The organism is Bacteroidota bacterium, from assembly GCA_016718825.1.
Taxonomy (GTDB): domain Bacteria; phylum Bacteroidota; class Bacteroidia; order J057; family JADKCL01; genus JADKCL01.
This window is the reverse complement of the sequence record JADKCL010000001.1, coordinates 358,328-382,567: the sequence shown is the minus strand read 5'-3', so window position 1 is coordinate 382,567 and position 24,240 is coordinate 358,328. Positions and strand designations below refer to the sequence as shown.

At 52.8% G+C, this 24,240-nt stretch carries 24 protein-coding genes and 2 pseudogenes; 18 read left to right on the top strand and 8 right to left on the bottom strand.

Features of this window, described 5'->3' with window-relative positions:
* Positions 1–3 precede the first annotated feature (3 nt).
* The 6 genes and pseudogenes from ung to IPN95_01590 form a co-directional block, all read right to left on the bottom strand.
* Positions 4–686, bottom strand: a pseudogene (gene ung, locus IPN95_01615) (uracil-DNA glycosylase).
* 19 nt (positions 687–705) lie between these two features.
* Complete coding sequence (locus IPN95_01610; protein MBK9448117.1) at positions 706–1,278, bottom strand: hypothetical protein; 573 nt, start codon at positions 1,276–1,278, stop codon at positions 706–708.
* Positions 1,275–1,994 (bottom strand): ABC transporter ATP-binding protein, encoded by a 720-nt coding sequence (locus tag IPN95_01605; protein ID MBK9448116.1) that lies wholly within the window; start codon positions 1,992–1,994, stop codon positions 1,275–1,277. Before IPN95_01605 ends, IPN95_01610 begins: the two co-directional genes overlap by 4 nt.
* Positions 1,995–1,996: 2 nt before the next feature.
* Entirely contained in the window at positions 1,997–5,092 is a 3,096-nt protein-coding gene (locus IPN95_01600) for a hypothetical protein (protein MBK9448115.1), read from the bottom strand.
* A 231-nt stretch (positions 5,093–5,323) separates the two neighbouring features.
* On the bottom strand, positions 5,324–6,088 hold the full coding sequence (locus IPN95_01595) for a 1-acyl-sn-glycerol-3-phosphate acyltransferase (GenBank protein MBK9448114.1): 765 nt from the start codon (positions 6,086–6,088) through the stop codon (positions 5,324–5,326).
* Between the two features lies 1 nt (position 6,089).
* A pseudogene (locus tag IPN95_01590) lies at positions 6,090–6,552 on the bottom strand (thioesterase family protein).
* A gap of 159 nt (positions 6,553–6,711) precedes the next feature.
* Here IPN95_01590 and IPN95_01585 point away from each other — a divergent pair.
* From IPN95_01585 to IPN95_01545, 9 genes are all read left to right on the top strand, one after another.
* Complete coding sequence (locus IPN95_01585) at positions 6,712–7,464, top strand: laccase domain-containing protein (protein ID MBK9448113.1); 753 nt, start codon at positions 6,712–6,714, stop codon at positions 7,462–7,464.
* Between the two features lie 223 nt (positions 7,465–7,687).
* Positions 7,688–8,311 carry a recombination protein RecR gene (gene recR / locus IPN95_01580; GenBank protein ID MBK9448112.1) on the top strand — a complete coding sequence of 208 codons (624 nt, stop codon included), beginning with the start codon at positions 7,688–7,690 and terminating at the stop codon, positions 8,309–8,311.
* Positions 8,308–10,248 (top strand): glycosyltransferase, encoded by a 1,941-nt coding sequence (locus IPN95_01575; protein MBK9448111.1) that lies wholly within the window; start codon positions 8,308–8,310, stop codon positions 10,246–10,248. The genes recR and IPN95_01575 overlap by 4 nt, the downstream gene beginning before the upstream one ends.
* Positions 10,249–10,311: 63 nt before the next feature.
* Positions 10,312–10,746, top strand: coding sequence for a DUF5071 domain-containing protein (locus IPN95_01570; protein ID MBK9448110.1), 435 nt, complete (start codon positions 10,312–10,314; stop codon positions 10,744–10,746).
* 45 nt (positions 10,747–10,791) lie between these two features.
* Entirely contained in the window at positions 10,792–11,496 is a 705-nt protein-coding gene (locus tag IPN95_01565; GenBank protein ID MBK9448109.1) for a hypothetical protein, read from the top strand.
* 178 nt (positions 11,497–11,674) lie between these two features.
* On the top strand, positions 11,675–12,076 hold the full coding sequence (locus tag IPN95_01560) for a fibrobacter succinogenes major paralogous domain-containing protein (protein ID MBK9448108.1): 402 nt from the start codon (positions 11,675–11,677) through the stop codon (positions 12,074–12,076).
* Positions 12,077–12,181: 105 nt separating this feature from the next.
* Complete coding sequence (locus tag IPN95_01555; protein MBK9448107.1) at positions 12,182–12,604, top strand: T9SS type A sorting domain-containing protein; 423 nt, start codon at positions 12,182–12,184, stop codon at positions 12,602–12,604.
* An 18-nt stretch (positions 12,605–12,622) separates the two neighbouring features.
* A complete protein-coding gene (locus IPN95_01550; protein ID MBK9448106.1) occupies positions 12,623–12,799 on the top strand; it encodes a hypothetical protein in 177 nt (58 codons plus the stop codon).
* Between the two features lie 87 nt (positions 12,800–12,886).
* A complete protein-coding gene (locus tag IPN95_01545) occupies positions 12,887–13,810 on the top strand; it encodes an ankyrin repeat domain-containing protein (protein ID MBK9448105.1) in 924 nt (307 codons plus the stop codon).
* Between the two features lie 20 nt (positions 13,811–13,830).
* Here IPN95_01545 and IPN95_01540 read toward each other — a convergent pair whose 3' ends face one another.
* Positions 13,831–13,983 (bottom strand): hypothetical protein, encoded by a 153-nt coding sequence (locus IPN95_01540; protein MBK9448104.1) that lies wholly within the window; start codon positions 13,981–13,983, stop codon positions 13,831–13,833.
* 80 nt (positions 13,984–14,063) lie between these two features.
* On the opposite strand from IPN95_01540, the gene IPN95_01535 reads away from it, so the two are divergent.
* The 9 genes from IPN95_01535 to IPN95_01495 all read left to right on the top strand — a co-directional run bounded on the left by IPN95_01535 (position 14,064) and on the right by IPN95_01495 (position 23,178).
* Entirely contained in the window at positions 14,064–15,098 is a 1,035-nt protein-coding gene (locus tag IPN95_01535) for a Fic family protein (protein ID MBK9448103.1), read from the top strand.
* Positions 15,099–15,381: 283 nt separating this feature from the next.
* The gene (locus tag IPN95_01530) at positions 15,382–16,386 is read left to right on the top strand and encodes a sensor histidine kinase (protein MBK9448102.1); all 1,005 of its coding nucleotides are present in this window, start codon (positions 15,382–15,384) and stop codon (positions 16,384–16,386) included.
* Complete coding sequence (locus tag IPN95_01525) at positions 16,383–17,078, top strand: response regulator transcription factor (protein ID MBK9448101.1); 696 nt, start codon at positions 16,383–16,385, stop codon at positions 17,076–17,078. Before IPN95_01530 ends, IPN95_01525 begins: the two co-directional genes overlap by 4 nt.
* Before the next feature lie 225 nt (positions 17,079–17,303).
* Positions 17,304–19,634 carry a TonB-dependent receptor gene (locus tag IPN95_01520; GenBank protein ID MBK9448100.1) on the top strand — a complete coding sequence of 777 codons (2,331 nt, stop codon included), beginning with the start codon at positions 17,304–17,306 and terminating at the stop codon, positions 19,632–19,634.
* Positions 19,635–19,646: 12 nt separating this feature from the next.
* Positions 19,647–20,435: a DUF4249 domain-containing protein gene (locus IPN95_01515; GenBank protein ID MBK9448099.1), complete on the top strand. Its 789-nt coding sequence runs from the start codon at positions 19,647–19,649 to the stop codon at positions 20,433–20,435.
* Positions 20,436–20,735: 300 nt separating this feature from the next.
* A complete protein-coding gene (locus IPN95_01510; protein MBK9448098.1) occupies positions 20,736–20,987 on the top strand; it encodes a hypothetical protein in 252 nt (83 codons plus the stop codon).
* An 11-nt stretch (positions 20,988–20,998) separates the two neighbouring features.
* Positions 20,999–21,658 carry a hypothetical protein gene (locus tag IPN95_01505; protein ID MBK9448097.1) on the top strand — a complete coding sequence of 220 codons (660 nt, stop codon included), beginning with the start codon at positions 20,999–21,001 and terminating at the stop codon, positions 21,656–21,658.
* Positions 21,659–21,812: 154 nt separating this feature from the next.
* The gene (locus tag IPN95_01500; protein ID MBK9448096.1) at positions 21,813–22,616 is read left to right on the top strand and encodes a T9SS type A sorting domain-containing protein; all 804 of its coding nucleotides are present in this window, start codon (positions 21,813–21,815) and stop codon (positions 22,614–22,616) included.
* Between the two features lie 61 nt (positions 22,617–22,677).
* Entirely contained in the window at positions 22,678–23,178 is a 501-nt protein-coding gene (locus IPN95_01495; GenBank protein ID MBK9448095.1) for a hypothetical protein, read from the top strand.
* 34 nt (positions 23,179–23,212) lie between these two features.
* Here the strand turns inward: IPN95_01495 and IPN95_01490 are convergent, their stop codons facing one another.
* Positions 23,213–23,965 (bottom strand): hypothetical protein, encoded by a 753-nt coding sequence (locus IPN95_01490; GenBank protein MBK9448094.1) that lies wholly within the window; start codon positions 23,963–23,965, stop codon positions 23,213–23,215.
* Between the last annotated feature and the right edge of the window lie 275 nt (positions 23,966–24,240).

Sequence of the window (24,240 nt, the reverse complement as noted above, 5' to 3'; positions counted from 1 at the left end):
CCTTTATTCGATTTTCCAGTCGATCGGGGTTTTGCCTTGCGCGACCAAATAGGCATTGGCTTTGGAAAAGTGATGGTTTCCGTACCAGCCCGTATGCGCAGAAAGCGGCGAAGGATGCGAGGAGTTGAGCACCAAGTGTTTCTGTGTATCGATGAAGGCGCCTTTTTTCTTGGCGTAGTTGCCCCAGAGCAGGAAGACAATGCCGCTGCGTTGTTCGTTGAGGCGGTGAATCGCCGCGTCGGTGAATTGTTCCCAACCCTTGTTTTGGTGGCTTGCCGCCTGATTGGCCTCGACGGTGAGCATGGCATTGAGGAGCAAAACGCCTTCACGGGACCACTTCGAGATTTCCGTGGCTTGGAATCGGAAAAGCCGAGGTCTTGCTGAATTTCCTTGTAGATATTACCCAACGAAGGTGGAGCTTGAACGCCCCGAGGCACCGAAAAGCTGAGCCCGTGGGCTTGTCCGGGTCCATGATAAGGGTCTTGCCCGATGATGACCACCTTCACAGCTTCAAACGGCGTCGAATTGAAAGCATTAAAAATCAGATTCCCTGGCGGATAAATGACTTTCCCAGCCTGCTTCTCCTGCCTCAAAAATGACCTGAGTGCCAGAAAATAGGGCTTTTCGAATTCGTCTTGCAGCGCTATACGCCAAGACTCCTCCATTTGAATCACATTTTCGCTCATTGCCGCTGTCTTTGGGCGGTCAATTTACAGCTTTTGGCTTCCTGAATTTCTTGCGCAGCACGACGAATCCCAAAAATAGAAGTCCGCTGACGCCCAGCGCGAGCATCAACAAAATCATTCCATTGGCTTTGTCTTCGCGGCCGGGTGTAAATCCAGCGCCGAGACGACGCAGCGTCAGGATGCCGTTGTCCTCATACGCTTGGTTGGGTTCGCATTCGCTGGTTTCAACGGTTTGGTGGCGTTTGTTGGCGAAGACAATGTAGCGCGCATTGCGTTTGAACGGATAGCCGCATTGATTGGGGCTGTTGGTATGCACCGTGGTCACGTGCTCGGTGGCCCGCTTCCAGCTGCTGTCCACTTGAAAAACGACGTTGAGCCCGCCCTTGATGGTATTGGGCGTAATGTCCATACAGGTGCCAAGGAAAATGATATTGGCCTTTTCAAAAGCGGCATCCCAAGTCGCTGTGCTGTCGCAATGACATTGATTGGTCTGGGCGAATGCATTCGTCGTCAACAGGATTGCCGCTAGCAATCCCCCGAAAATCAGGCGCAAACGGCGAATGGCATTCGACAGAAAAGGAACTCGGCTCACTTGTATTTTCTAATGTTCTTGTTTTCCTCGACGCTCTCCACTACCCCGTCCCGCAGACGGATGATCGTATGCGCATACAACGCGATGTCTTCTTCGTGGGTCACCAAGATGATCGTCTGCCCCTTTTTGTGCAATTCCTCCAAGAGGCCCATGATTTCATAACTGGTTTTGGTGTCCAAGTTGCCGGTCGGCTCATCCGCGAGAATGATACTCGGATTGTTCACGAGTGCCCGCGCAACGGCCACACGCTGACGTTGCCCACCCGAAAGCTCGTTGGGCTTGTGGTGCATCCTGTCGGCAAGCCCGACATCGGTAAGGGCCTTGGTCGCGATGGTCACACGTTCCGAGCGCCCTTTTCCTGCATAAATCAGCGGCAAAGCCACATTTTCCAAGGCCGTCGAACGCGGCAGCAAGTTAAAGGTCTGGAAGACGAAGCCGATTTCATGGTTGCGCACTTCGGCCAGGTCATTGTCGCCCATTTGGCTCACATTGATGCCGTTGAGGATGTAGGCACCCGAACTCGGCGTGTCGAGGCAGCCGATCATGTTCATCAATGTCGATTTTCCGGATCCCGAAGGCCCCATGATCGCGACATAGTCATTCCGGTAAATGTTCAGGTTCACCCCATTGAGGGCCTTGATCACTTCCTCGCCCATTTTGTATTCCCTGCGGATGTCGATGAGCTGGATGACGGGGGTCTTTTCTGCTTCTGCCATAATTATTCTTCTTCTCCGGGATGCAAGGCATTAAAGCTCGCTATTTCTTCCTTGAATTCCTCGGAAATTTGCCGTGACCGCTCGATGCTGGTCGAACGTTTCATCGCCTCCAAGGCATTGGCACCCGCCTCTTCGGGCCTGACAAGCAGCCTTTCAAAGTGGGCGATTTCGTACCAAAAATCTGGGTTTTCGGGGTTGAGGTCCTTGGCTGCGATCATCATGTTTTGGCCCTCAAAGTCCATGCGTTTGGCGCGGTAGATGCGGCTCAGCGGCAAGACAACCGCTGGATCAATCGGATTTTCCTTGCGCAGCGACTCAAATTGTTGGATGGCGTTGGTCGTATCACCTTGTGCAGCAGCAAATTCGGCACTGACGATACGTACTTTACGATTCTTTGCAGCCTTGCTTTGCAGCTTTTTCACGATCGGATTTGCTCCGGAAACATCCCCTTGCCGGATCAAGATTTGGGCATGTACGAGGTTGACTTCCAAGTCCTCGTCATCGATTTCGATGGCGGGGAGGAGGTTTTCCAAGGCGAGTGTATCTCCCAAATCCATGCTGATGCGCGCCATTTCGACGAATGGTGCCGTGTTTTCCGGGTCGATGGCGATCACGCGTCGGAAGGCTTCGAGTGCAGCGGCCTTGTTGCCGCGTTTGCCGGCTGCAAGACCGATTTGCATCCAATCCGCAACCTTTAATGCGTTGACATCCATGCCGATGGTGGCAAAAAAGTAGTCGCCGTTGGCGAGTTGAATTTTAGCCGTTTCGAGATTGGCGGCCTCAAAAAGTGTACTGTCTTGGCTGCGGGCAAGATTGAGCTGCATATAGGCATAATCGAGGTTGCCGCGGTCAAATTCCATCATCGCCTCGGCGAGGAGGTCGGAGCTGCGGCCATATTCGACGGATTTGCGGAAGAAAGCAGCGGCCATTTCGGGCGAACCCGTTCCAAAAAAGGAGGCGCCGAGGAAATGGTTGGTATAAGCGCGGTAAGCGGGGAAGTTCACGTCGATGAAGTCCATGCGGCTGATGGCGCGGGCGATTTCGCCTTTTTCAAAGAGCAGCATACCGTCGAGGAGCAGCGAATCGGCGCGGAGGCTTCCGCTTGCTGTGCTGTCGGAGTACGAAGCGGGTTCGGGTTTGCCATGGGTGAGCAGGCGACGTGCGCCTTCGATGTCGCCTTGGTGGTAGCGGTCGATGGCAAAGTTGAAGTTGGTTTCCCAGCTCGCTTTGATCTGCGGCAATTCGGCAAGTTTTTCGTCGACGGCGATTTTGGCGTTGTGGCGCAGGTTGAGGAAAAGGGCATTGGTAACCGTTGCGCGGTGAACGACAGGAACGTCGAGTCCGGCTTCCAGAAAGCTTTTCGCCTCGGGAATCTTGTCGTAATCCATGTAAATACGACCGAGATTCGAGTAAAATGCGCTGTTTTCCGGTTGTAGGCGCAGAGCCTCCTTCATTTCCAAAATCGCCGAATCGGGTTCATCGAGCTGCAAAAACGCGGTGGCGAGATTGTTGCTCAAGTAAGCATTGGGGATGGCACGTGTGCCCCGGCGCAAGACGACGCTCGCTTGCCGTGGACTGTATTCGCTTTGCTCCAGATTGCCCCAATTGAGGAATGCAAAAGGAAACGGGATAAAGTCACTTGCATGTTGAAAATGCTCGCGGGCTTTGGCCAGGTCGGCTGTGAGACCCATTTCGAGCATGGCAAGGTTGTAGTTGCCTTTGACCGAGCCCCGGGCCTCGCTGACTGCGGCGGTGTATTCCAGCAAGGCTTCATTGACCTCTCCGCGGAGCAGGGCATCGTCACCGAGCCGGTTGTAAAGTGTCTCCTTGATGAGGCGCTGACTGCTTGCCTGACTGCTGCCTTCCAGTGCCACAGCACCTCCGACAGCAAAAATCACCACGAAAAAGTACATGAGCTTGCGGGGCATCATGCTCAGAAAATAGAAGTTCAACCGCGCACGGATCAAGGGTCCGAAGTTGTAAAAGATGTAGAAAAAGTGCGCCAGCCCCGTCAAAAAGAAGAAAATGATGGCAAACCGCTCGATCAGGTGGAGGAAAAGGTATTCGCCGAGACTCACCATGTAGGCGATGAAGCTCATGGAAATCAATCCCAAGGCAGCGAATCCGTTGGACATGGCCAAGTTGGGAATGAAGTTTTTGAGCACGGGGCCCATGTTTTGTTTGGTCCCGACCGAGATGACAGCAGCAAGTGCCACAAGGTGAATCGGGCGTAAGGCGATGTCGTCGCCTTCAGAAAGCAGGTCCCAGCGCATTTCCTTTTGCAACATCACAAATTCGATGGCGGAGATGACCAGGAATGCGGTGAAGATGATCGGAAATTTGAAGCGGAACTTTTGGCTTTTGGCATTCGTTGCTGTGTAAAAAAGCAGGTTACTGAGGTCGTTGGAAATGAAAATGAGGTACACCGCCGTCAAAACCACAAGCACCAAAGTGCTTGCAGCGGTTCCGCTGTGCAACTGAACCCATCCACCTTGGAAATATTGCAGCCCAAAAGGAAGTGCGACGCCAATGCCGAATACCAACACCCGCAGCGCGAATTTGAGCTTGAGAATCTCTTGCTGCAAAAGGAAGGCCGGCGCAAAAATCACCAAGGCAAAGCCGAGATTGACCAACCAATACGTCAGATCCGAACCAGCACCTTGCGCATTGATCAGGAAGGAAAAAATGCCGAAAACGAAGAAAATGGCATAGGCCACGAAGTTCCTGACGTAGCTTGCCGAGGCCAGAAGAAAGGCCCATCCAAGGATTTGGGCAATCACAAAAGCCCAAACCTGCCAGGCTTGCGGCGTGATGCGTGTCGCAAAATATACGACATCCTCTTTCCAGGCGCCGATTTCGGTTTGCATCGTGCGGTAGTTGTGGGTGTAGGTACGCAAAGCGACCTGCTCTTCCGAGGATTGGCTGAGCTCATTGACTTCGAGCACCCAACGCGCGGGATTCTCCGCGCCCATCACCGTGACCACCGCAGTTCCGATCAAGGACAAAAACAATATTCCAAACAACAACTTGTTCACCAAGGGCATATCCTTGAAAAACTGCCAGATCGGAATCAATTTGAGCTTCTTCTTAGGCTCCATTCAGTATCTAATTATTGCCAACCAAAATCAAAAACCCATTCGACAAAATCCACCGTTTACTAAGAAACCATATCCAGACCCCACAAATTCAGCCCAACGCTGCAAACTCTCGACTTTTCAATCTCCAAAAACGATGGAAGAAGATAATCAACAGCATTTGCTACCAGCTCCCAGATGCTTCGCTTCGCTCTGCATGACAAGAGGCTGCCTTTCATGCTCCCTTCTCCATTTTCACTTTAAACTCTCAATTTCCTTCTTTCCTCCATTCGCCACAAGCGTCTCATACATCGTCTTATACACCCGCTGATTGAGCGCACCTGCATCCGCGACCGTCATTTCCTCCGTTTCGATCGGATCGTGAAAAATCACACGCACCCTGCCCGGATGCAGCAGAAACTTGCCGTTGTCGGGCAAAGCCCTTTCGGCACCGATGATCGTGACCGGCACCACCGGCACCTTGTTTTCGATCGCCATCCGGAAGGCACCATCCTTGAACTTGAGCAGCGTCACCTTTGTTTTGTCGGGAATCGTCCCCTCAGGGAAGACCAAAACCGACGTGCCGTCCTTGAGCTTCTGCTTGGCATGCAGGAAACTCTTGAAACTTTCGGTCACACTGCCGCGATTCACCGGAATGTGCAGGCGCTTGAACATATAGCCAAAGAGCGGGGTGTCATTCAATTCGGCTTTGCCGATAAACCGGAACGAGTGATGTACCGAAACGTTACAGATCGGGATGTCCAAATAACTCGAATGGTTGACCGCAAAGATGCAAATCCGGTCCTTGGCGATTTGCGGACTGCCTTCTGTGGTGATCCAAACCCCTGCCGGATAGGTGATTACGTAGCCCCAAAGCCGGTTGAGGCCATGGCTGAAATTGTGCGTCCATTTTTTGTCAAATTTCAGCAGGATCCAATGCAGCGGGAAAATCAGGGCAAAAAATCCCGTGAAGAGAATGTAGAACCAGATGCTCCAGATGCGCAGGAGGATATTTTTCATCTCAGGCTTCTTGGTTCAAGGACGTTGGGGTCGCGAGGGCGTCGCCGAGGCGCAGGCGCAAGGCCTCCGGCACGGACTGCACCTTGCGGGTCGTGTAGTCAAAGCAAACCAACCCGGTTTTGGCTTCGGCAAGCAGGCGTTCCTCGCCTGCAATCACGAAAACGGTAATAGATGTCGAATGCAGCGCGCGTGTAGTCCCCGGCGCCGACTTCGCAGCGCAGGACCTGACCGTAAAATCCTTCCGCCTTGTACAGAATCGCGCAGTCGCCCATGATGAAACTTGTGCCTTCGGCAGCGTCCTCGGCATAACCGAAGCTCGCAAAAAACTGTGCCCGCGCCTCGTGCATCAGGGAAAGCACCTTGTCATTTCCCAAATGACGGCCATAGTTCAGGTCCGTGATGCGAATCGGCAATTCGCAGGAAAAGGGCAACGAAGTCGGAATCGAAAGCTTCAAGCGTGGCATAAGCCGTAAAGATAGCAAGAGTTTGAGTTCGAGGCGGGAGTTCGGGGACTTGGCGAATGGTTTTTTGGAAATAGGGGCATGGATGCATGGCCATTGATGGAGGCAACGATGGATCGAATACCATTCCGGCAAGCCGTACCTTTTCCTTAATTTTCCGCCATGTATCCCAAGTTGTCCGACCTTCCTTCAAATCTTCCGTTTCGCGTGGGCTTTTCCCGCATGGCCGATGGTTGCATGTCCTTCCCGATGGCGACTGACAAGGAGGCCGTTTTTGAGAATCGAAAGCGCTTTTTCGCCAAGGAAGGCTTGCCTGCCGAACGTTTGGTGACCTTTTTTACCGAGCACCGAGACGACATCACCTTGATGTACGAAATGCCAAAAGGACTGAATGCACTCCGCGGCGAACGCCTAGCCGTTACGGACGCCATCATTTCGCGCGTGCCGAATGCGGGGGTGTTTTTGACCTTTGCGGACTGTGTGCCGGTGATTGTTTACGACAAGCGGCAGCATCGGATGGCGTTTGCCCACGTGGGATGGCGCAGCATGGCGATGCGGTTTACGGGCAAGGTGTTGCGGCACATGCAGGAGGTTGAAGGAAGCCGTGTCGAAGATCTGATCCTCGTCATTGGCCCCTGCATCAAAAAGGAAAGTTATCTCTATCGTGATCCGATTCAAGCCAAAGATCCCGTGTGGAATGGATTTTTGGTGCCGCAGCCCGATGGTCGGGTAGGCATTGACCTCGTCGGATTTTGCCTTTCCGAATGCCAGTCCGCAGGCTTGCGACCCGACCAAATCTATGTCGAGCCGATGGACACCGCCGCCGACGAAGGGCAATTTTCCCATTACGCCGGAACCGAAGGCGGCAGGCCTGAAAAGCAGGGGCGGTTGGTCTGTTATGGGTTTATGGGTTAGAAAAGCCCATCCCAGAAAATAGCCCGCGCTGTTTTTCCATGGATAAGATCCTTACCCATTGGAAGCGTTTCAACGCGAAGAACAACCATGGTTTTTTACCGAACCCACGCATTCTAAAGCGTCAGGCGTTCGGCTCAACGGCTTTCACCATCCCATTCCATTCCCCCTCCAAAACATCCTCCCAATTTTCCTATCTTTACCGTCTCAATTTTGGACCCAAGACATGGAATTTCCTTCCAAGGTGATCGAAGACGGTGTGAATGAGCTTTCAAAGCTCCCGGGGATCGGAAAAAAAACGGCCCTGAGGCTCGCTTTGTTCATTCTCAAGGGTTCAGAGGGAGATGCTGAGGGTTTGGGGAATGCCATTATCGCCCTGCGGAAAGGGGTCAAGTACTGCAAGCAATGTGGCAACCTGACCGACGAGGAAATTTGCCGCATCTGTAGCAGCCACCGCCGCAACCAAGCGATGATTTGTGTGGTGGAGGATTGCAAGGACGTGATCGCCATCGAAAACACGGGTCAATACACGGGCACCTACCACGTCTTGAACGGGATCATCCACCCGATGCAGGGCCTCGGGCCGAGTGACCTCAACATCGAGTCGCTGCTCAACCGCTTGCGCACAGGCGCCTGCGAGGAGGTGATCTTCGCGCTGCCGAGCAGCATGGAGGGCGACATGACGTCCTTTTACATCGCCCGCAAACTCGAGGAATTCGGGGTGCGGACTTCGAGCATCGCAAGGGGCATTCCGGTCGGCTCGGATCTTGAATTCACGGACGAAATCACGCTCGCGCGGTCGCTGATCAACCGCACTTCGCTCACCCAAAGCACAGGCAACGGCATTTGAAGCGGCTTTCCATCATCATCGTCAATTACAATGTCAAGCATTTCATCGAGCAATGCCTGCTCTCGGTGCGTGCTGCGATCAAGGGCATCGATGCGGAGGTGTATGTGGTGGACAACAATTCGGTGGATGGCAGCCAAGCGATGCTCCGCGAACGCTTCCCCGACATTACGCTGATCGAAAGCAAGGAAAACCTCGGCTTCTCGGCGGGCAACAACCTCGCGATGCGCATCGCCACCGGCGAATACGTCCTGCTCCTCAATCCCGACACGGTCGTCGAGGAATCGACGTTCCAAAAATGCCTGGAATTCATGGACGCCCACCCCGACGCGGGTGCGCTCGGTGTGAAGATGATCGACGGCGAGGGCCGCTTCCTCCCCGAGAGCAAACGCGGATTGCCCACGCCTTGGGTCGCCTTCTACAAGATTTTCGGGTTGAGCCGGTTGTTTCCCAAGAGCAAGACGTTTGGCAAATACCATCTGGGTTACCTCGACAAGGAGCAAGACCATGTCGTGGACGTGCTTTCGGGGGCGTACATGTTCATGCGGAAGGCTTGTCTCGACAAGATCGGCTTGCTCGACGAGACCTTCTTCATGTATGGCGAAGACATCGACCTGAGCTACCGCGTCACGCTCGGCGGCTACAAAAATTATTACTTCGCGGGCACCAAGATCATCCATTACAAGGGCGAATCCACGAAAAAGGGCAGCCTGAACTATGTCAAGGTGTTTTACAATGCGATGATCATCTTCGCCAACAAACACTTTTCCAAGGGCGGCGCGAGTTTTTACACGCTGATCATCCGGTTTGCGATTTACCTGCGGGCATTCCTCGCGGTCGGTAGCCGGATTGCCAAGCGGATTGCCTTCCCGGCTTTGGAGGCGTTGCTGGTATTCGGGGCGACGATCGGCATCAAGGAATACTGGGAATACATCCACAAGATCCAAAAGGACAAGATGCCCTACCCGGCGGAGTTTGACTACATCGCCGCGCCCGCCTATGCCCTCGTTTTCATCACATTCCTCTGGATCGCCGGCGGATACAAGCGCCCCTACCGCGCAAAACCGATCCAAACCGCTGCCATCGCCGGATTTGTGGCGATTGCGACGATGAGTTACCTTTTCCCGAGCATCAATTTCTCGCGGATGATCGTGGGCCTGACCTCCGTCGCGATGGCGGTGATTGCCCTCCTCGACCGCAATATTCTGAATTATGCCCGCACGGGGAATTTCTTCTTCACCGAGCAAAGCAAAAAGCGGGTGGTGATCGTGGGCATCGACAGCGAAACCGCAAGAATCGCCAAGCTGATCCGCAGCGAACTCGACTATCCCGTGGAAATCGAAGGGACGGTGCGCATCACCGAAGACCGCAGCCACCTCAAGGAAGACAGCCTCGGCACCCTGAGTCAACTCGGCGAAATCGTGCGCATCTACAAGGTGGACGAGGTGATCTTCGCCAACAAAAACTTCTCAACCGAGGAAATCCTGAATGCCATGTCGGCGCTGCACCTGCCTGCGTTGCGGTACAAGATTGTGCCGCCCGACGCCGACTATTTGGTGGGTTCGCAGGTGATCCACGACACGCTCCACGCCGAAGGCGGCGCCTTCAACCTCGCTCTACCCGACCTGCGTTTCAAGAAGCGGATGTTTGACATGATCGGAAGCAGTGCGCTGCTGCTGCTCTACCCCGTGACATTTTTTGTGTACAAACGGCCCATCCGCGCATTCGGCAATCTCTGGAAGGCCCTCACCGGAAAAGTGCACCTTGTCGGCTACATCGAAAACCGCACCCAAAGGCCTCCCCTCCCTCAAACCCGGCTTGCTCAACATGGCCTACCGCGTCCGCTCCAACGCCGACAGCTCCGTGGAACATACACGGGGATTGGACAGGCATTACGCCCGGGCGTATGCCGTGGAGCTGGATTTGGAGATTTTGGTTAGGGGGGTTCGGGGGGTTTGAGGATCTGCTCCTCCAATGAAGACGAGGACCGAAACCACCGAAAAATGAGCCTGCAATCCACTGTCCCGCACATCTACGAAGGTCTAGCTTGGGAGGAATTGCCATTGGCGCTTCGTTCACAACTACCCCTGCACAAAAGCGACATCGAAAAGGCCAAGGCGATCGTGGCACTCGGATTTACAGAGGTTCAGCCCGTTTTGCCCCACATGTTGGTTTGGCTTCAAGATTACAACTGGCCTGTGGCGCAGGTTTTGGCTCCTTTTTTGGCTGGTTTGGGAAGGGATGTCGTGCCTGAAGTGAGGACGGTTTTGCAGGGGGACGATGAGGTTTGGATTTATTGGGTGCTCACGAAGGTTGTGGCGGAAATGCCCGAAGATGCGATTTCTGACTTGCGGAATGCGCTTAAAGATTTGGCTGATCGGCCTTCGGTGGAAGGTGTGGATTTGGTGGCGAAGACGATTTTATTAACCGCGCTTTGAATCCCCCACATCTGACCGTAAATTGATGAAATCTGCAAAAACGCCATGCACCCAAAACCTTACCACCTCCAAGCCGCAACAGAATCCCTGGATTCGCTCATCGCCTTCACCTATCCCAAAGTCTTCCGGCAAGCCTTCACACAACCCGGCTTTGCCGTGCTAGACTTCGGCGCTGACTACACGCCAGAAAAGTTGCGCGCCACGATGGTCGCCCTCAAAAATGGCCTCCACGCCCGCCTGATGTCCGAGCGTGGAATCGCCCTGCACTACCAATGGCTTGGCCGCTTCGATCAGCAGGAGACCACCAAATTTCACCGCGACAATGCCGCGGCGCAGTCCTTTTTGATGTTGGGCTATGAGCCTACCTTGGTCAAGAGCCGCTTGATGCTCGCGGATTACTTCTCGTATGCACGCGAAAAGCAGCTTTCGGAAGCCGACTATTTCGCGTTTCACAACCCGATGTACGTCGAAGGCGAGCAAGCGCTTGCGCCCTATGTCACCGAGGTCGAAGGCTTCGATGCATCCACCTACCGCATCGTCCTGTTCAACAACAGCTGCTCCACGGGTGCGGGTGATACGCTCGGGCTCCTGCACAAGGCGGTGATGGTCACGCCCGACCCCACGGTGTCGCGGTTTGTGAATTCGGCGATGCTGGCTTTTGCCGCGCCCGGGGAAGTGGAAGGCTTTTCGGAGGAAATGCAGGTAGCGTTTGTCCAATCGGCAAACAGGATGCCGAATGCAAACGGATGACAAGAAACCACCTCGCAAAGCCGAGTGATGTGCGCGAAGATTGACCAAAGTCATGCGTAGCCATGTGTTTGACGCAGGGATAAACCCGAAATGGCTTTCCATCTTGGCAGGGATCAATTTGATTGCACCTTTGGGCCAAATATGAAGGCTTTGGGGTCAACCGCCTTATTCCTTCACGATGAAAAGATTGACGGTTTTGTTTTGCGTATTGACCTTGCTCGGAATGCACCTGCGGGCTCAATCAGTTGCTGACATTGAAGGCAATATCTATACCATCGTCCAAATCGGCCGTCAATACTGGCTTCAGGAGAACCTTCGGGTGACACAGTTTGGAGACGGCTCCCCGATTGAAACGACCAATCCTGCATCCTTGAATATTTGCACGGAAAAAAGTCCCCTCTATCAATGGGCCTATGACGACAACTTGAACAATGTGGCAGCCTATGGCAGACTTTACACTTGGTACACCATTGCCGACAGCAGGAAGCTGTGCCCCTGGGCTGGCATGTGCCCAATAACGCCGATTGGAACACGCTGTCCACGTTTCTGGGAGGGCCATCCACTGCAGGCGGCCCGCTAAAGGAAGCTGGTACTGCTCATTGGCAAACCCCCCAATACCGGTGCCACCAATTCGACGGGCTTCTCTGCAGTTCTTGGTGGACATCGAATGTGCACTGGCGGCTTTATGAGCCTCAATTCAAATGCCTTTTATTGGTCATCGACCCCCAATGGAACCGACTATGGTTGGTCATGGAAACTCTTTTATGCAGATCCCTATTTGCAGTCCGACTCGGTTTATGGGTACAAAAACTACGGCTTCAGCATCCGTTGCATCAGTGACACACTCGCGACCTCGCTTCCGGAGCCAAAGTCGGATGCCTACCTCCATTGCTCTCCCAACCCAGCGACGGAGGAGTTCGTCGTGGATGCCGATCTGGGCGACGATATGGTCCTGAACATTTTGGATGTGACAGGTGCCACGGTATTGGTGCAACCATTGAAACGTGGTACAGCCATCCTGGACATTTCCGGGTTGGCATCAGGGGTTTATCTCGTCAGAGTCTCCGGATCGAATGGCGTTTTGCAGCGCAGATTGATGGTGGAGTAGGGTGTTTGGGGTGAACCCATGCGGCAAGCCCCATTCCTCAGCGTGACCATCACCATCCTGCACAAGGCGGTCATGGTCACGCCCGACCCGACGGCGTCACGGTTTGTAAATTCGGCGATGCTGGCTTTTGCGGTGCCGGGGGAAGTGGAAGGCTTTTCGGAGGAAATGCAGGCGGCGTTTGTCAGGTCGGCTTGAGTTTGTGTTTGAAGCTCATGACTGCTTCCTTTGAAGCTCAAATTTTACCTATCTTGAGCTTCAATTACCCTTTTTATGAGCTTCAATATGCAGAAAAAATACGCCCATCTCTGGCTAGAATTCAAGGGGTCTCCCGGTTCGCCATTGCGCTTTTACAGCGGGAAACTCCAACATGAACAGCTTGAAACCACCAAACCCGCACGCTATTTTGAGAGCTTGTTGACGGGCTCATGGCTGCCGCATTGGCGGAAATCGGCGATGGGCTTGCTGCAAGCGGCTTTGGAGGCGAACAACCGGCAATGGACGGACATCCGTTCTGTCTATTGCTATTTCGAGGAATTTCAGCTGCCGGATTTGCAACCGCAGGTCTATCCGACCGGGGACATTTTCCTTGGTACGGTTGAATTTGAATCCCATCCCAAGCTCCGGTTTTCATTTGAGATGGATTACAAGAAAATTCAATCCATTCAGGCACTTGAGGCAGCATTTGAGGGAACGCCGCTCGTTCCGTTGGATTATTGCACGCCCAATTCGGAGACGTTGTTGCACATTGCTGTGGAGCAAGACAATCTGCCGTTTGCGCGGGAATTGCTTGAATATGGCTTTTCTGCAACGCAACCCACGCGCAATTTCAGGCCGATCATGCTTGCCACGAGCTTGGAAATGGCACAATTGCTGCATCAACATGGCGCAGACATCCATGAGCGCCCACCCGGCTCGAATGTCACATTGGTGTACTATGCGGCTCAAAGTGCCTGTTTGCCCCTCGTAGAATGGTACCTCGCAGAAGGAATTGAATTCACCATGACGCATCAGGAAGGTACAGATGTGTTTTATCCCTTCTCAGATCCAACAGCAAAGCATATTCCTTGCATTGAATATTGGCTCGACCGGGGAATGGACATTCATTATGTCTATCCATATTACAACCACACCCTGCTGCAAGCAGCTCAAAAATCTAAAGATCAGACCCTCATAGACTTTCTGATTTCGCGCGATGCGGAACGCTGACAGGGTGCATGCTCTGCCTACTACACCATATGCGGCGCAACATGACGGCTCCAACCATCGGCAGTTAAGCATGTCGCGGGCGCAATGGTCTCGTAGCGGGGAAGTCGAAGGCTTTTCGGAGGAAATGCAGGCGGCGTTTGTCCAATCGGCTTGAGTTTGTGTTTGAAGCTCATGAGACCTTCCTTTGAAGCTCAAATTTCACCGATTTTGAGCTTCAATTGCTATCTTTGTGAGCTTCAAATTACAAAACACGGTGGATCCCAAAGAACACGAAATCATTGAATTTCTCAAAAATGTGCCACAGGCCTCATCCAAAGAGGTTTTTGAGGGCTTAGCAGGTGGCAGCTACGCCACGGTGAAGCGGATACTTACCAAACTGAAAGAAGATGGCTTGATTGTCGCATTGGGCACACGAAAGGCTACCAAATATGCGCTTTCTCCTGGCTACGCAGTGTTGGAGCCTGTGAACTTGGAAACCTATTATCAAAGGGACATTGACGAGCGTGCAATAAAAAAGCAATTTGATTTTCAGCTGTTGCGGGAGGTCCTTCCAACAATATCCATCTTGTCGGTTTCTGAGTTGACGCATTTGCAAACGCTACAAGACAAGTTCCTTGGCAATGCCGCAGAGCTTTCAGAAGCAGCATTTGCGAAGGAAATGGAGCGCCTCGCCATTGACTTGAGCTGGAAATCGTCCCAAATCGAAGGCAATACTTATTCCTTGCTGGAAACGGAACGCCTGATTCGCGAAAAACTCACGGCCACCGGAAAGACCAAGGACGAGGCGACCATGTTGCTCAACCACAAAGAAGCGATCGATTTCATCGTGGCGAATCCCGATTACTTGAATCCTCTCCGAATTTCGGCCATCGAGGACATTCATCGACTACTCACCAAGGAATTGGGCGTGGACAAAAACGTGCGCCGCCGTCGTGTTGGTATCACGGGCACCAATTACCAACCGCTCGACAATGAATTTCAAATCAAGGAAGCCCTGCAGGACACTTGCAACCTGATCAACACGAAGTCTTCCGTTTTCGAGAAGGCTTTGCTTGCTTTGGTTTTGCTGTCTTACATTCAGCCGTTTATGGATGGCAACAAACGCACAGCCCGTATCGTGAGCAATGCCATATTGATACAACACCAACATTGCCCGATTTCCTTTCGCACCGTAGATTCTGTCGATTACAAAAAGGCAATGCTGCTGTTTTATGAGCAAAATAATCTCTCTGCCTTCAAGCAAATCTTCATGGACCAATTCGAATTTGCGGTGAATACGTATTTTTAGGTTGAGGGCATTCAGAACGATCGCCCTCGGGCTCAGTTGAGATCTCACCCTAAATCAGATCCTAAAAGTTAAGCAGCATACCTTCCATGTACACACCTTCCCCAGCATGAGCCTTGTGTACCGGCGAAAAATGACGGCAAGCATCCCAATCTTCGTGGCAGGGGATGTTGGGCGAGATTCTGCGACAGACATCAATTGAGAGCCTTGCCCGATGAAATTCGGCCGTTGCCCGATAATTCCAAACCATCCTTCAGGCTTCTGATTAACTTTCCGGCAGAAAATCATGAAGGGACGTCTCTATACCATGGTGATGCATGTGATCGGCTGGGTGATCTTCATCACGTTGCCGGCGATGATGCTGCCGCGACCGCAAATGGGGCCGATGGAGATTCCCGTTTCGCTCCTCCTGCTACTCTTGAGCTTGACGGCTTTGCCTTTGATTGCCTTCTTTTATGCCAATCTCCTGGTGTTTTTGCCGCGCTTTTACCTGCAGCGGCGCTATGGCTACTATGGCCTTGCAGTAGTGGTCTGCGTAGATGCTATCTTGGGATTCTCGGCGCTGTTGTATTTCAACTTGCCATGGATTCAAGACCTGTTTCACGGGCGATTGAATATCATTCTGCTTGGCACCGGCTACCGCACGATGGTGGTTTTGATCTTCTCCTTCGGGCTGTTTGTCTACCAAAGGTGGCGGCTCGCCGAAGATGCCAAGGCACAGGCCGAACTCAGCTATCTCAAGGCGCAAATCAACCCGCATTTCCTCTTCAATACGCTCAACAGCATCTACTACCTGGCCTTGCAACAAAGCGAACGCGCGCCTTCGGCTGTCGAGAAATTGAGTGCCATCATGCGCTATGTGATCGACGAAGGCAAGCAAAACCGCGTTCCCCTGGAACGTGAAGTGAGCTACCTCCATGACTATATCGCGCTGCAAAAGCTGCGGTTTACCGACAACGTGCAGATCGACTTGCAGGTCACGGGCGACTTGGTAGGCAAGGAAATTGCGCCTTTGATCCTGGTTTCCTTTGTGGAGAATGCGTTCAAACATGGCATCAGCATGGAGGCAAATTCCCCGATCCATATTGCCTTGGCGGTGAGCAGCGACCATATCCGCTTTACGGTGCGCAACCACAAATTTGGCAGCTTTGCAGATACAGCGGCCGAATCCGGGATCGGGCTGGAAAATACGCGACGCCGGTTGGAGATTGCCTATCCTGGCCGGCATCATCTGGCGATTGTGGAGAATCCGGAAGAATATACCGTCACCTTGGAGATCAATAACCGATGATCACCGCCATCGCCATCGACGACGAGCCGCTTGCGCTTGCCCTCATTCAGGCCTACGCCGACAAAGTGGAAGGCTTGGATCTGCGCAAAACCTTCACGCGCACGAGCGAGGCGCGACAGTATCTGCAAGAATTTCCCGTGGATCTTATTTTTCTCGACATCCGCATGCCCGATATTTCGGGGATCGAGTTTTACAAGGCGGCGGGCGGCGACAGGCTCGTGATCTTCACGACCGCCTTCAGCCAATATGCGGTGACGGGCTTTGACCTCAAGGCGGTGGATTATTTGCTCAAACCATTCACATTCGAACGCTTCACACAGGCGGTAACGCAGGCACAAATTCAGCAACAGGCCAAACAGGCACAGGCAGTCCCCGAGCAACGTTTCGTGCAAGTCCGCGCCGAATACAGCCTGCTCAACATCCCCCTTGCCGACATCCTCTACTTCGAAACGATGGACGACTACATCAAAATTCACCTTGAGGGACGCAAACCTGTACTCACTCTCATGCGCATGAAGCAGATGGAGGAAAAATTGCCTACCAAGGAATTTCTGCGCATCCACCGGAGTTTTATTGTCCCCATTGCCCGTATCGAAGCCGTGCGCAACAAGATCGTCCATCTTGCCGGTATCGAGATTCCGATTGGCGCGACCTACGAAGCAGGGTTTTGGGAAGCGTATACGCAGAAATAGTTAGCAGTTAGCAGTTAGCAGTAGGTAATTGTAAGAGGCGGTTCAACGTTTGGGATGCGAAACGGGGCGGATGGCATTCTTACTTGGTTGCGCTTGTTGTCTTTGGTGGATTGGCCGTGTTGGTCGGTAACGATTCGGCGGCCTGATTGCTTTCCTTCACCGACACTTTTCCCGTTTTCCCCGATAATCAACAACCGCCAACTCATTTCTCCCGAATCTTGACCCATGAAACGATTGTTTTCCATTTTGTCCTTAATCCTGTTTGGCACTTTGGCCTTGCAGGCACAATCCAAATTTACGGTCAGTGGCACGGTCACGGACAAATCCACCGGCGAAGCGATGATCGGGGTCTTGCTGAGGGCCATTCCGGCAAGTGGCACGGCAGCTGGTGGCGCCTACAGCAACGAGTATGGCTTCTATTCCATTACCTTGCCCGAAGGAGATTATACGCTCAAAGTCGATTATTTGGGCTACGATACCCTTGCCTTGCCGCTGAGTTTGCAAGAAAATAAACGGTTGGATGTCGGCCTGATGGAGCGTAGCACGCAGGTAGACGATGTCTTGATCACCACGGAAAAGGACGATGACAACGTGACCCAGGCACAAATGGGGGTCAACAAGCTCGACATGCGCGAAATCAGCAAGGTGCCGGTCCTCTTTGGGGAGCGGGATATTCTAAAGACGATGCAATTGCTTCCCGGTGTGAAAAGTACGGGCGAAGGCAGCGGCGGACTCTACGTGCGCGGCGGAGAAAGCAGCCAAAACCTCATTTTGCTTGACGAAGCTCCCGTCTACAATGCCTATCACCTGCTCGGATTCTTCTCGACCTTCAATTCGGATGCGATCAAGGATGTCGCCCTCTACAAAGGCACAGCACCGGCGCAATATGGCGGACGCCTCAGTTCGGTGATTGATGTCAAGATGAATGAGGGCAACAACCAAAAATACCACGTGAGCGGCGGAATCGGAATCATCGCATCGCATTTGAATGTAGAAGGCCCGATCGTCAAAGACAAAGGCTCCTTCCTCGTCACCGGTCGGCGCACCTATGCCGACATGTTTCTGAAACTCTCGTCCAACGAGGCGTTCAACACCGCAAAACTTTACTTCTACGATGTCAACGTCAAGGCCAATTATTCCCTGAATGACAAGAACAAACTCTACCTATCCGGCTATTTCGGTCGGGACAAATTGGGTCTTGGCGCGTTTGGCATCAACTGGGGAAACAAAACCGCGACCTTGCGCTGGAACCACCTGATCAACAGCAAATGGTTTAGCAATACCTCGTTGATCTACAGCGACTACGACTATGAAGTTGCGATCTCCAGTACGGCAGCTTCCTTCAGCCTCGCCTCCGGCATTCGGGATTTTAATGTGAAGCAGGAATTCCAATATTTTGCGACGCCGAAACATACCTTGCGCATGGGTTTGCAAGCCATCCACCATACGGTCACACCCGGGCAAGTGACGCTGAGCGATACCTCCTCGTTTCAACCACCTACCGTGCAAGACCGTTCAGGATTGGAATCCGCGGCCTTTTTTGCAGGTGATTGGGAGCCGGCCACGCGCCTTCACATCAACTATGGCCTGCGTCTCTCTATGTTCAATCAGCTCGGTGGCGGGAATTTTTACACCTATGATTCCGAAGGAACGGTGACAGATACCACATATTATGATGCTGGGACATTCATCGAAAACTACATCTATCCAGAGCCGCGCCTTTCCCTCAGCTATACCTTGGGCGCAACCAATTCGCTCAAGGCTGCCTATACACGCAATGCGCAATATCTCCACATGGTGAGCAATGCCACGGCCACCAACCCGACCGATGTTTGGATTCTCAGCAGCCAAAATGTCAAGGCTGAGGTCGCTGACCAAGTTTCGGTGGGTTACTTCCAAAATTTCAAGGACAATATGTTTGAAGCGAGCGGCGAATTGTATTACAAGCAACTGTACAATCAGCTCGACCTGCGCAACGGGGCCAATATCCAGGCCAATGAATTCATCGAGGGCGAATTGGTCAGCGGGAAAGGAAGGGCCTATGGCTTGGAACTGTTTTTCAAAAAGAAAAAGGGCGATTTTACCGGTTGGGTCAGCTATTCGCTCTCACGAACCGAGCGGCAGATTGCCGAAATCAACGACGGGAATTGGTACAAGGCCAAGCAGGATGCCTTGCACGACGTGAGCATCGTCGGCATGTATGACATCAGCAAACGCGTTTCGCTCGCAGCGACGTTTGTCTACCGCACCGGCAACGCCGTCACTTTCCCAACCGGCAAATATTATGTCGACGGGCAATTGCACTACCTCTACACCGAGCGCAATGGCTATCGCATGCCTGCCTACCATCGCATGGACATCAGCTGCACGGTCGAAGGCAAACCCAGACCGAAATATGAAAACTCCTGGAACTTTGCCTGCTACAATGTTTATGGCCGACAAAACCCGTATTCGATTGATTTCCAAGACGACCCTGATGATCCGACAAAAACCCAAGTCGTGCAGACCTCGCTTTTCCGCTGGGTGCCTTCCATCACCTACAATTTCAAATTCTGATCCAAGATAACCATGAAGAAGTTCACATACGTCCTCGTCCTTTTGACCGCCTTGTCGGGAATGGTTTCCTGTACCAAGGTGATCGAAGTCGATATTACGCAAGCGCCTTCCAAAGTCGTGATCGAGGGGGAATTGACCGAAGGTCCCGGCCCACACGTGGTCCATCTGAGTCGGAGCGTCGGCATCTCTGATGCGAGTATCTTTCCGGAAGTGCAGGGAGCCGTTGTCGTCATCGCCGATGATGAAGGCAATTCCGCGACGTTGTACGAAACCCAACCGGGGTATTATGCCACCGACAGCCTGTTGGGCCGGCCCGGGCATACCTACAACCTGACGGTGAATGTAGGCGCGGAAACCTTTACCGCATCGAGCACGATGCCGCAGGCGGTTGCCCTTGACACCGTCTACAATCTCCAAGCATCCCTGTTTGGTGGTATGCGCTTTCCAATTATCGTGAAGATTCAAGATCCTGCCGGCACAAAGAATTACTATCGTTTCGTTTCCTTTGTCAATGGCAATCGGCAGGAAGGAAGCATCGTCACCAACGACGACTTGTTTGACGGGCAACTCACCGAAGTCTTTTTGCCTGGATTGGGTGCCCAACTCAGACCCGGAGATACCTTGAGCTTGGAGATGCAATGCATCGATGCCGGCGTCTATGAATACTTTTCCAGCTTCGGGATCAACCAAGGCCCGGGAAGCGGCAGTGCCCCCGCCAATCCTTACAGCAACATCTTGGGCGGCGCCATCGGGTATTTCAATGCCTGCGCGACGGATAGCAGGACGATTGTGATTCGCTGAAGCCGGAAGCTGTGGCCGAAATGCCGAAACTGCCGTAGAGGATGATGCAATTCCAGGTTGCCAAGCATTCAATTATCCCCGAACTTGCAGCATGGAATCTTCATCCCCCGAAAATCAGTCCACGGGCAACGACCCTTTTACCCAGGCCATGGTGGAATCGGCCGCAGAATGCGTGGACTTCTTCGAAACCCGATTCGACGGCTTTGATTACAGCGTGGCAAGTCTAGAGGTCATCGAAGAATTGCTGCAGGAGGCAAGTGATTATTTGCCGGACATGCCAAGTGAACACGTGATGAGATTGTGGAGCAGGTCGGGGCTTATGTCTTCGAAGTCGCCCGCCGCAACTTTGGCGGGATGTATCTCTGGTACGATGACCGCGAGCAACCGATTTTGGTGACCGGTTTGCCGGAATTCGAGATTTCGTTGTTGGCGTATGACAAAGTGCGTGGGCGCTTGGAAAACGGTCCTGAAGACAATATTCCGTTTTTCTTCGAAGGCTATGCCGAGCGCGTGCGGAATGCAAAACCAGGTGACAAAGCCATGATTGTTTGAAAATGGAGACGATGAAAGCCAAAATTCTTTACCTGCTTTCGAGCGATTCCTTTGAAGAATACCTCCAAGGCGTCGACCTCTTTTGCGAGGGCATTCAGAAGCGGACCCTGCCGCAGCGGGAGATCGACAGCGAACTCATGGAGCGGCTCACGGCCGTTGTGGCCCTTGAAGGCTGGGCGCAACACGATGACTACATCGCCAAGCTCGAGCATTTCATCGACCACCTTCCCAATTATGGCGAACTGCTCAACCTCGAAGACAATGCCGGCTATGGTTTTCAGGGCATCTTGCTCTTCATCCACGGCATCGCGCAGCAACAGCATGACATCAAAGGCTTTAAAGCCAATATCTTTGATGAGTCGGGATGGTTGCTTTGCAAAACCGGCGGGATGTTTGTGGCAAGGCATTATGGCGCGCTCGGTAGGCAGGAGGATGCAGCATTTTTTGTAGATCTCTCCGAATGGTTTGGGAAGATCTACTCGGCACAATACGGCTTTTTGCATGTGCTCCACGACATCGAGGACTGGACAGAAGACAATGCCAATGGCTTTTTCAACGTGATGCCGATGGCGCGATGTACTTTCAGCGCGCCCTGCTCCATGCCCTTCAAAACGTTGTCGATCATCCCGTCGTCAAGGCGGAAATCTTTGACAAATACCTGGATATCCTGAACCACACGCGTCAAAATATGCTCGATGCCGACGAACCCCGTCAAGCCGCCGAAGTGGACAAGGTCATCGCCATGGTTCGGGAGAAAAGCCTGGGAAAACGCAAATCTGCTGAACCCACGTCCGAGGAAAACACTGCAGACGATTTTTGAACGAAATGAAACGGTTTCTTTTATCCTGCGTCGTCCTTTTGGCGAATGTGATTGGCCTCCAAGCCCAAAACTGGACGGTTAGTGTGCCGGTTTACCGCACGATCATCGACTATCCCGACCGGATTTTCGTGACGCGCTTTTGCGACTCGCTCAATGCACCCAACGGGCAGGATGCGGAGTTGATCCTCGCCTTGCCTGCCGTGGCGGGCATCGCCTATTACTTGCATGTCGACGATGCGACTTCGCCTGTGCATACCTACAAATTCCGGCAGGGTGGCAATGTGCAGATTTTGCAGCGGGGCGACTCGATGTTGCTGGCGAGCACCGCGACCACCGACACGGTGCATATCGGCTACGCCGGATTTGAATCGGAGGTGAGCGTGCGCTTCAAGGCGGTGGGCACGCCGACTGTCCAAGGCGAGCACCATCCCTGCGGCTCGACCAACGACGGCTGGTACAGCCAACCGATTGGCTGCCTTGGCCGCACCTGGGCAGATACGCAGACGTACCTGACAGTTTGCACGGTGCAGGGGTCTACGGCCGCAGATGCACCCGCCTCGGGCGCGGGCATGCATGTATGGCCGCAGCCCGCGCGCGGGCAGGTACATGTGCGCTTGCCCGAAGGCTTTGCCACCGCAACTTTGCAACTTGCTGACATGAATGGGCGTGTCGTCGCCCAATGGGAGGCGTTAGGCAGTGCCGAGCATACATTAGATCTGCAAGGGTTTCCCGCCGGATTGTATTTCCTGCGCTGGTACGATGCCAACGGGCAATACCGGGCGACGCAAAAATTCGTCTTGCTGGATTAAGCACACTTCATTTGTTTGGCACCCCGTTCAAGCCTAATTTCGGCAAAAATCGTCCTTGAACATGGATACGAATTCGACCAGTCCTGCCGTCGCTGCACATTTGGAAAAGCTGTTTCAGCGTGCGGATCAATTGACCGACAAGCAACGGCTGGCCATGGTCACTGACTTCGAACGATGCCAGCACTTTTTGGAAGACATGCTCGAAGGCTACGAATTTGACTTGGAGCCACCGGCTTTGGAGGCCATGGCCCAATGCTATTTCGTGATCTGGGAACATTTTAAGGACAAGAAAAACAGCCAGAAACGCGCCATTGCGGAGAGCCAATTCATCCGCCTGCACAAACGCAACCTTCAGGCCATTCAAGCATCCGACAACCCCGGAAATCCTGCGTTTTCAACGCTATTCGTCTTTCAAAACCCAGCCTCGGTCCTGTTGATGGAGGGCATTCAAAAGCGATTCGAAGGCAAACCCGAATTGCAAACCTTGCCCCTATTCACCCGCACCGAACTTTTGCTGGACCTGCGCAGCTTGATCGATTGCTTTGAGGAAGTGACGCGGTAAGCCTCAGAATTCTGCTCCCCAAAGCCGGCATTCCCTACTTGGTTGGAATGAACATCGTAATTCCCCCGCTCCAAGACAGATTCAAGGAGTTGTTTTCGGAATGGTAGATATTACTTGTATTGCTCGTACCGTTGGGATAAGCGTAGGTATAGGAATAGGTTTGAGTGGTCTGCATAAAGCGAAGGCCGATGGCCAAGTTCAGCGCCACATTATCTGCGAGCATCCTGTTCCAACCCACGTGTGCACTGCCATAGAGGTATTTATACGGCTTGGCATAGTCGTATTCAAAAGTGCTGGTCACGACACCCGCCGTATCAAAACTCTCCGAGCCGTATTTGCTTATCAGATCGGCGTTGAATCCGACAGTGGCTTGGCCATAGAAGGCCGATTTACCATTGCTGCTGCGTGCGAAGTAATACCGCACAAAAGGCCCCAATCCGATGCTGATGGTCTGCGATTTGGAGGAAGACGTCTTGACTTCATCGATATTCAAATAGTCACTGCTGCTCGTGCTGAAATAGAAGTCCACCTCCGCTCCCACGGCAAGGTTGTCGGTGAGCATATAGCCCGCCCGCGGATAGAGGCTAAAGCTTAAATAGCGGGATCGCGTGAAGGAATATACCGTGTCATTTGCCGCAGAAATCCCATTATTACTGTTGATTCCGACATTTCCGAAATCGGTTTCAACAAAAAATGTTCCTTTCTGAATCTGTGCGGTTGTGCTTCCGGCACCCAACACGACCAACAAAAGCAAGAGGAGGTTACGCATTTTGGATATCTTTTTCATGATCTTGACCTTTTAAGGATGTTGAAGAACGAGAAGCCAGCATGGTATCCCGTTTGCAGCCCTCCCCTCTCCCTTTCCGGAAAACAGATCGGAACGCTTTGCAAGATCATGAGGCCTCGTCAACAGAACATGGATATCCATCAGCTAGTGCACTGAAATAAGTCAGATTAGGGACCGCAAAACGATTCAAGGCGTCATGGGAGCGCGTCGTAATAAGCATTCAGCAGGCGCAAAAAGGAAAATCTCCAATTTGCCGACCGACAGGAATTTACCAA